The following is an 8513-nucleotide window of genomic DNA, read 5'->3' as shown; positions in this document are numbered from 1 at the left end:
ACCGGTCAGTTTTCCTTACGCGGCAGGCACTTCGCCGTCTCCGCAGACCCTTCCCAACCCCCAAGATCACGGCAGCCGTGAAAGACCGAGGCTAGGCCATCGAAGGAGACTGCCCTGCCGTCAGGGCTTGAAGCCCTGGTCGGGAAAGGGCAAGGCGCAGATGCGCCGCACGGCGCCGCCTGAGACCGGGGCGGGCGTTGGCCTGTCGGGCCTTCGCCGATGCCGGGGTCGATCGGGTTGCGGATCCCCTGCGGTGTCCCTTCGAGGTCGCCGCCTGGGGAGCGGTGACCCGGTCCGTGAACAGGACCGAGGTGCTGAGGAGACTCAACACGGCGAGGACCAGGCGGACCGCATAGACCCCGCCGATGCGCAGTGGGACGCCTCCGGGTAGCGCGTGCACGCGCTCCCGGGCCCGAGGGAGGTTGATCGACATCCAAGTGCCTCCAGGAGTTGTGGAAGCCCCTCGCGTGTGAGGGGTTACGACCACTCTACTCCCTAGAGTCGCGATTCTGATGCGTCAGGGCATCAGATTGGCTGGTCTGACACATCATTGTGTGTCAGAATGGATGCACGGGGACGCCGTGAAGTGCCTGGATAGGGCGCTGACGCACCCCAGCTGCAGCTGACGGCGAAAGGAGGCGAACATGGGCAGCCGGACGCAGCTTCAGCCCCGGGCGGGTGCGGACAACGAGTCGGTTGAGACCGAGGAGTACGTGATCAATAGGATCACGGTCGGGATCATCCCCAAGGTCTGGACTGACCTGCAGAAGCTGATCACCCGAACACGGTTCAACCGCACCGACGTGGTCAACCGGGCCATCTCGATCTACGCGATGGTCGACGAGAACATCCGCAACGGCAACGAGATGGTCTTCCGTGACCCGAAGACCGGCAAGGAGCGCATCGTCGAGATCGTGTAAACGATCTCTGCGCTAACACGGTGCCCCCTCAGGCCAGAAGGCCTGAGGGGGCACCGTGTTAGCGCATTCGGCGAGCGAGGCGAGCTACTCCGCCTGGCCGGCGGTGAACCGCACGATGGTGAGGAAGAGCAGCATGGTGCCGGCGAAGGCGCCGCCGGCGGTGAGGATGGCGGTGGGCGGGTTGAGGCCGCCGGCCCAGGCGAGCAGGCCGGCGGTGGCGCCGACGATGACGGCGGTCAGGGTGGCGATCGCGAGCCAGAGGCCGCGGGCGGTCGGGTCGGTCAACAGGGGGCAGCCTTTCGTGGTCACACCTCTCCATTTGAGAGGTGGACGGTCGGCTGACTCCGCCCTGCTCCGCAGGATCCCGCCGGCCTCCGACGCCTTCAAGCTGCCGCTTGATAATCACGGTTATCACCAGCGTTCAGGCTCTACTCTCGACCCCGTGACCACCCCCGCCGACGCCGTCGTCCCACCTCGACCCCGAGACGGGCTCGGCCGCGGCCTCGGCGCCCTGATCCCCAAGGTGATGCCGCCGGCATCACCTACGACACCCGCGGCCGACCCGAAGCAGACGCTGATCGAGGAGATCACCGCCTCCGTCGCCGCCCTCGCGCTGCCCGCCGGCGACCCCGACACCCGGTGGGATCCGGCCGCGGTCACCGCCGCCTGGCTGCGCAGCCGCCGCTCCCCACACACCCGCCGCGCCTACTTCCGCGACCTCGCCGACTACCTCGCCTGGCTCCAGGAGGCCGGCCTCGACCCCCTGCGGGCCACCCGCCCCGACGTCGACCTCTATCTCGCCGAGCTGCGCGACGCGCGGCCCCCACTCAGCGCCGCCACCCTCAACCGGAAACTGGCCAGCATCTCCAGCTGGTACCGGTACCTCGTCGACGCCGACATCGCCACCCGCAACCCCGCCGCCACCATCGACCGCGCCCCGGTCAACCGCGACCACTCCACCACCATCGGCCTCACCGTCACCGAGGTCCGCGCCCTGCTCCACGCCGCCGACACCGAGGTCAGCCGCCTCGGCCCCGATTCCCCGCTGCGCCCCCGCGCCGAACGCAACCGACTCTTGGTCGCCATGCTCGCCAGCCTCGGCCTGCGCGTTTCCGAGGCCACCGGCCTCGATCTGGTCGACCTGCGCCACAACGCCGGCCACCGCACCGTGCTCATCCGGGGCAAGGGCGGCCGCGACCGGGAACTCCCCGTGCCCGCAGCCCTGGGCCGGCTCCTTGACGCGTACCTGCCCCGGCAACGCCGGCTCATCGCGGGGCGCCTGCTTTTGAGCAAGCACCTGAGCGAGATGGAAGAGTTCGATCGCCGGGAGTGGCCCGCCCCTGGCCAGCCAAGACAGTTCGATCGCGCGGGATTCTCTGGGATGACCTCGCGGCATGCTGCCGAGACATTTCGGCTTGAAGCGATGACTGACGGCGAACTCGTGGCCCGGGGCGTCAACGGGCCGCTGTTCACCACCACCCTGTACGGCAACCGACTCAGGCAGTCGAGCGTCTGGCACCTGGTCCGCCGACTCGCCCGGGTGGCCGGACTAGCGGCCGCCGACCAGGTCTCCCCGCACAGCCTGCGCCACGCCGCCGCCACCGCCGCCCTCGACGACGGTGCCCCGCTACGCGATGTCCAGGACCTCCTCGGCCACGCCGACCCGCGCACCACCCGCCGCTACGACCGCAACCGCGGCAGCCTCGACCGCTCCCCCGCCCACCGCCTAGCCGTGCTGTACGCCGAATAGCCCTCTCCCCGCATAGCGCTGGTGGATCCGCGCAGTACGTAGGCCGAAGCCCTCTACTCACAAGAACGGTGACCGGCTAGCGCGAGAACGAATCTTGCACTTAAAACCATCCAGTGGTTACATGGTCTTTGTTCAAAGAACCTAGCAACCCTCCGAAGGGGTGGTGTTCTTGCTTCGTATCAAGCTGGGGCAGCGCACGTACGTCGGTGACGAGCAGGGCGCGCACAAGTTCCTACCGCGGATGCACGCGGGGTGGGACCCGACGATGACGGCCCAGGAGGTCTACGACGCTGCCCGGGGATGGTGGCGACTCAACCAGCGCGCCGAGCAGGAGCGGTACGCGGTGGTGGTCGCCGGCGGGCAGTGCCAGCTGGCGATCCGCATCAACAAGTGGCAGCAGGAAGGCGACCGGCGTGCCTTCGCCGGAGACATCCTCGGCCCCGGAGACCTGGTGCACGACAAGTTCGTCGGCAAGCCCGACCCGGCTGACTCGACCAGCCGGTTCCCGGTCCTGTATCTCGCCGATCCGGTCGACGAAGCCACCTGCCGCTGTGGCTGCGGCGCGACTGTCTCACGCGGCGAGTGGCTGCAAGGCCACGACCAACGAGCCATCCACGACCGTATCCGGGCCGACTTCGGCGGGTCGGTCAGCAGGTTCATCGACTGGTACGACGCCAACGGACCATTCGCGGGCGACAACTGACAGCGAGCCAACGTCCTGGCCGGACGCTTTCCCTGAAACGTCCGGCCAAGCGCGTCCGCGTAACGCGACTGGTTCGCCGGTAGCTTCCGGACCAAAAACAACTCCAGCGCCGGTCAAAGACAGGATGACGATCCCGGGCTCCAGGCGTTCGCGCAGGGCCGCTGGCCAGGGCTGGAGTTGTTTCTTCGCTGGAAACTACGGCGAGGCCTCTAGGGTGAGCGGCGACTGCTGGCTACCGGTCGGCGGCCCGGATGGTCGGTGGTGACGGCATTATGCTCGGATCGCTGCGGCGCCGGTGGCGCGGTGAGCCCCGGTTCCCGATGACGGTCGCCGGTCACGGCCGAGTCCATCACGCCCGCCTGTCCGAGCGGTCCCGCCGGCGCCTCAGTGAGATGGCAGGCACCACGCCGGACGAGTGGGGGCTGCTGTTCGTCGTCGACGGCCGTGGCCACCACTGGACGCTGTACTCCCCCGACCCTGAGTACGCGGCGCTGTTCGCGCCGGCCGCGCACACTCTCGACCTGACCGGCGACGTCTTCGCCACCAAGTTCCCGTGCTGGAACGACGGGTGGGCCATCACCTGAGCCGAGCCGCAGTGCGGTCACCGCGCTCACGCTCCTGGGCTCTCGCCCGCACCGGCCAGTTCCCGGGCCAGCTTGGCGACCTTGCGCAGCCCGCCCGCCGTGGTGGTGAACGGGTCGGTGGCCGATCCGACGCTCCAGTCCTCGTCGGCATCTGCCGGCTGGCGGTCGACGCGGTAGCTCACGCCGCCGTCTTCCTCCTGGAGGGCCTCGACCACCAGGGTGCCGCCGTTGCGGGCGGGGATCTCCGCTGACGCGCTCGCCCAGCCGGCCATCTCGTCGTGGCGGACGCTGACCACCCCCAGTTCGGCGGTGACCCTGTCCAGCTCGGCGACGGTCGTCTGGTCGAGGGGACGGGCGGTGGCGTCCATCGCGGCCTGCGCCGCTTTGGCGTCGGCCAGCTTCGCCTTGGACGCGTGGTGCGCCCGGAGCATGGACAGGTACTCACCACGCAGCTTGTCCGTCGCACGTGGGGTCGCGCCGGTCACCCCGCCCGGTGCGGCGTCCAGCTCGTCGAGCCGGGCCTGCTCGGCGTGCGTGCGGACGCGCCGCCCCCGGTTGTAGTGCTCGACCTTGCTGCGCTTCGGAATCCGCTCCAGGGCCTCCATCTCGCGGTACTCGGCCAAGGTCAGGCCGCACACGAGCGCGGCCTGTTCGGCCAGCAGCGGGGGCAGCCCCGGGTGGAGCGCGGTTCCGCCGCCGTGCTTGAGCTGGTCCAGTCGCGCCGACTGAGCGGCGGTCCGCTGCTGGTACGGAATCCGATCGAGGTCGCGCATCTCGTGGTACTCGTCAACGGTCAGGCCGCACACCTCGGCCGCCTCGGCATCGGCGTCGGGGTGCCAGGCGTCCCGGCCGCTGGCGTCGATCCGCCGCTGCCGCTCGTCGTAGACCGCCCGATCCGCCGGGTTCAGCCGCTCGACGGCCCGCTCAATGTGGTACCGACGCTGCTGCTGGGTTCGCGCCTCCTGCCGTACCCGCTCGTCCAGGCCGATCGCCTCCTGCGCCCGGCCGGGGTGCCGGGCACCCTCCAGCAGAGTCCGCGCGGCGTGCAGCCGCTCGTAGTCCTTGACGACCTGCTGGAACCGCCTATCCGCCTTGACGGCGCGGGCGATGATGTCCTCGACCACCTCCGGCAGGCGGGCCGCGTCGGCGGCGGCCAAGACGACGGTGGCATCGGCCCCGGTGTCGACCGCGCACTCCTCGCCGTCCTCGTTGACGACGACCTCCCGCGACGGTGCGTGGCCGCCACGCCATGACGGCTTGTCCTCTGGGTAGATCGGCAGCCCGAGGTGGACCTGCCGCCCCTCGGGGCCGTCTACTGCAGCGGCCAGGGCAAGGGCGCCGCTGATGTCGGCGACGGATCCGCTGCCCGCCACCCGCTCCCCCGGCCGTAGCGCCATCTGGCCAGACACCCGCAGCCTGTCCTTTCCCTCCTTCGTGCCCTCACCCCGCTGGGCCGCTCGTGTCGCAGTCATGAGCCTCTCCTCTACGAGGTCCAGCGCCGGCCGCCCGGCACCATCGCCGACCAGGACATGGGCGCTAGCAAGGTTGTAACCAGCATCGGCGACGGCCTCGGCGACTTGCCCGTCGTGGGTGCTGAAATCGGTCAGGGCGGCGAGTAGTTGCTCTTGAGCGGTGGTCAGCGCGGTCTGCGCGGCGCTGAATCGATGCGCGGCGCTATGCAGGTACCGGATGGTCGAGGCGGCCATCTGCAGGCCCTCGTACCAGTCAGCAGCCTCTGCCAGCACACCGGCCACGCCAGCGACCTCGTCGGCCCAGTCGGCGGCCGCAGTCACGGCTTGGCCGAACGCGGCCCGAATCTCGTCCGGCCCGGCCACTTCGAGGTTCATCAGCATTCTCCGCTCAGGTCGGCGAGGTACTCGACGCCGCAGTCGAGGTGGGCGCGGTCGGTCCAGCCGTGACAGACCAGCCCGTCGGCCGGCACGTACTGGCCCATTGACACGCCTTAGTCACCCCTCAGCGGAGGCCAGGCTGCCCTCGTCAAACGCGTGGCTTCGTCGGCTAGCAGCAGCCACCCGGGCCGACGGGCAGCGGTCATCGTCCAGCCGACTTAGGGTCCGCCAAGCTTGTTGATGAGTCAGTCCAGGTGCCTCATGACGAGGTCGAGGGCGGCCTGGGTATGCATCAGCGCGGCGCGGAGTTCCCCAAGCGCCTCCTTGAGGGTGGCTGGGCTTCCCGACGGGCTGGGCAGCGCGGTAACGAACGTTCCTCGCCCCTGGACCGGGTTGAGCAGCCCGTCGGCGACCAGCACACGCTGCGCCTGACGGATGGTGTTCAGCCCGGGGACGTTGTACTCCTCCTGCAGTTCACTGATGCTGGGCAGCATTGCGCCGACCAGCCATTCCCCGTTGGAGAGCCGCCGACGCAGGTCGTCGGCGATCTCCTGGTAACGCGGACCACTTGCCATGCAAACACCCTAAGACCTTAAAGACCTCTTAGGGAAGGAGAGCAATCGACAAGGACGTAGGGGCTTACGACCGCGCCATGCTGCGGGGTGGGCGATTAACCGCGGTTAACCAGGACACTCCAAGCGTCTGGACTTCTGAGCAGGCACGCAGCGGCCCTAGCATGACGAGCATCCGAAGTACCGCGGCCACGACCCGGCCCGGGAAGCAAACGGAACGGAGCACGCATGACTCAGGTCCATGTAGTCGCCAACCAGAAGGGCGGCGTGGGTAAGACCACCCTCGCCGTCAACCTGGGAGCGGTGACCTACGACGTTCTGGTCAACCCAGAGCCGATTCTCAGATCGACTGCCGAGGCCATCGGCGATCCGGCAAGTCCGGTCATGGTTGCATCCACGGACCCTCAAGCTTCGTCGGTGTGGTGGTCCCGACGAGTAGAGCAGCAAGGAGGAGGGCTGCCGTTCGACTTCGCCCAGGTCGACGATCCCCGCGATCTCCGGAAGCTGCGAAACCTGCACTACGAGCACATCTTCGTTGACACGCCGGGCTCGCTTGAGGACGAGCGCATCCTGCAGGCCGCGCTAGACGAGTGCGACGACGTCCTGGTACCGATGGTGCCGGAACCGCTCTGCTACGACCCCACGACCCGCACCATCGAGGCCGTCATCGCGCCGCGCGGAATCCCGTACCGAGTGGTTGTCAACAGTTGGGACCCACGCGACGGGCTCCCCGACCTTCAGCAGACCGCCCAGTTCATCCAGCGCAAGGGCTGGCCGATGTGCAACACAGTCGTCAGGCGATACAAGCTGCACTCCCGAGCCTCCGCCGAAGGCTTGGTCGTCACCCAGTACCCCCGAAACAGGGTGGCCATGGAAGCGCGCGAAGACTTCTTCCGACTGGCGCTGGAGATGGGCTACGGCGGGGGAGCGACAGTGCCCCCGCAGGCCGGCTCGCCGAACCTCCAGGAGGTTTGACGTGGCCGGGAAGCGAGTCAATCTATCGGACCTCGCCACCGAGCCAGCGCTGCCTGAGGCGCGGGTGCCTGCCTTCGCCGAGTCGGCACCACGGACTGCCCGGGTGCATCAGGTGGCGGCCAACCCCCTCAACACCCGAGACCTCGGCGCCGACCACGCGAAGATCGAGAGCATCGCCGATTCGATGCGGACGCATGGGCAACTCCAGCCGTGTGCCGTGGTGTCCCGGGAAGCCTTCCTGCGCATCTACCCGGAGCACGAGGCTGCGATCGGGAAGGCCGCATGGGTACAGGTCACCGGCGGCAGACGACGCGCGGCGGCGCTGCTGGCGAACCAACCGACGCTGGACATCGTCGTCAAGAACAGCCTGGCCGACAACAGAGAGGCATGGGTCAGCGCCACAGCCGCCGAGAACCTCGACCGCGAGAACCTCGACCCGATCGAGGAAGCCCGGGCAATCCAGCTACTGGTACAGGAGTGCGGGACAGGAAAGGCCGCAGCCGAGCGGCTGTCCCGCACCCCGGCCTGGGTGACGCAGCGACTCAACCTGCTCAAGCTGGCACCGGAGGTACAGGCGCTGCTGAGGTCCGGAGATCTTCCCCTCCGAGACGTCCGTGATCTCCACCAGCTCCCTCTTGATGGACAGCTCGCCGAGCTGCAGCAGCGGAAGCAGCCAACCGAGCAGCCGGGATTAACCACGGTTAACCAAGAAGAGCCCACCATCCCTGAAGAGTCCTCGACCAGCGCACCAAGAACGCGGCGATCAGCAGCAGCATCCGCCATCAGACGCCTCGGCGGTACACCCGACAAGATCGCGGAGTCGCTGCGGACAGAGATGACAAGCGAGGACCTACGAGCCCTGGGGGATCTCCTTCTGCGCTTGTCGGCAGCCGCCGATCCCCGGGAACCAGAATTCAGCAGAACCGCCGACTAACCCAACGGTGACAGGCTCCCCGAGGCGGCCTCGCCTCGGGGAGCCAACTACTCACCCGCGCAGGAGTTCGTGAGGCCCGTTCACGCGTCCGCCCCCGATGGCGATCCACTCTTGCGGCGGGCACACCCGCCCACTGACGTGATCTCAACAAGAATTCGGTAGGTATCGGTGTTCGTAGTGGGTGAGGTGGAGGGCGGCACGGACGATGTCGCCGAGGCTGCGTGG

General features: G+C 68.5%; 9 protein-coding genes. 6 read left to right on the top strand and 3 right to left on the bottom strand.

The genetic code is table 11. The annotated features are described in order from the left end of the window. The first annotated feature begins 644 nt into the window (after window positions 1-644). Window positions 645-920: a hypothetical protein gene (locus tag GA0070558_RS32245; protein ID WP_091287218.1), complete on the top strand. Its 276-nt coding sequence runs from the start codon at window positions 645-647 to the stop codon at window positions 918-920. 84 nt (window positions 921-1004) lie between these two features. Here GA0070558_RS32245 and GA0070558_RS33755 read toward each other — a convergent pair whose 3' ends face one another. Beyond that, window positions 1005-1205, bottom strand: coding sequence for a hypothetical protein (locus tag GA0070558_RS33755; protein ID WP_176734482.1), 201 nt, complete (start codon window positions 1203-1205; stop codon window positions 1005-1007). Between the two features lie 157 nt (window positions 1206-1362). Between GA0070558_RS33755 and GA0070558_RS33170 the strand changes: the two genes are divergently transcribed. The 3 genes from GA0070558_RS33170 (at window position 1363) to GA0070558_RS32230 (ending at window position 3957) form a co-directional block, all read left to right on the top strand. Then, on the top strand, window positions 1363-2670 hold the full coding sequence (locus GA0070558_RS33170; RefSeq protein WP_176734481.1) for a tyrosine-type recombinase/integrase: 1308 nt from the start codon (window positions 1363-1365) through the stop codon (window positions 2668-2670). Window positions 2671-2839: 169 nt separating this feature from the next. Next, on the top strand, window positions 2840-3373 hold the full coding sequence (locus GA0070558_RS32235; protein WP_141722417.1) for a hypothetical protein: 534 nt from the start codon (window positions 2840-2842) through the stop codon (window positions 3371-3373). 392 nt (window positions 3374-3765) lie between these two features. Continuing rightward, window positions 3766-3957, top strand: a complete 192-nt coding sequence (locus GA0070558_RS32230) for a hypothetical protein (RefSeq protein WP_091287222.1) — start codon at window positions 3766-3768, stop codon at window positions 3955-3957. A gap of 26 nt (window positions 3958-3983) precedes the next feature. Here the strand turns inward: GA0070558_RS32230 and GA0070558_RS32225 are convergent, their stop codons facing one another. Further along, the gene (locus tag GA0070558_RS32225; protein ID WP_091287210.1) at window positions 3984-5810 is read right to left on the bottom strand and encodes a hypothetical protein; all 1827 of its coding nucleotides are present in this window, start codon (window positions 5808-5810) and stop codon (window positions 3984-3986) included. A gap of 242 nt (window positions 5811-6052) precedes the next feature. Next, a complete protein-coding gene (locus GA0070558_RS32220; protein WP_091287207.1) occupies window positions 6053-6382 on the bottom strand; it encodes a GntR family transcriptional regulator in 330 nt (109 codons plus the stop codon). A 225-nt stretch (window positions 6383-6607) separates the two neighbouring features. Between GA0070558_RS32220 and GA0070558_RS32215 the strand changes: the two genes are divergently transcribed. Both GA0070558_RS32215 and GA0070558_RS32210 read left to right on the top strand, forming a co-directional pair. Beyond that, a complete protein-coding gene (locus tag GA0070558_RS32215) occupies window positions 6608-7354 on the top strand; it encodes a ParA family protein (RefSeq protein ID WP_091287204.1) in 747 nt (248 codons plus the stop codon). A 1-nt stretch (window position 7355) separates the two neighbouring features. Further along, complete coding sequence (locus GA0070558_RS32210) at window positions 7356-8288, top strand: ParB/RepB/Spo0J family partition protein (protein WP_091287200.1); 933 nt, start codon at window positions 7356-7358, stop codon at window positions 8286-8288. Window positions 8289-8513 lie beyond the last annotated feature (225 nt).

Origin of the sequence: Micromonospora haikouensis, from assembly GCF_900091595.1 — a bacterium.
In the GTDB taxonomy this organism is placed as follows: Bacteria; Actinomycetota; Actinomycetes; order Mycobacteriales; family Micromonosporaceae; genus Micromonospora; species Micromonospora haikouensis.
The sequence above is the reverse complement of the archived record's forward strand: the minus strand, read 5'-3'. Positions and strand labels throughout refer to the sequence as shown.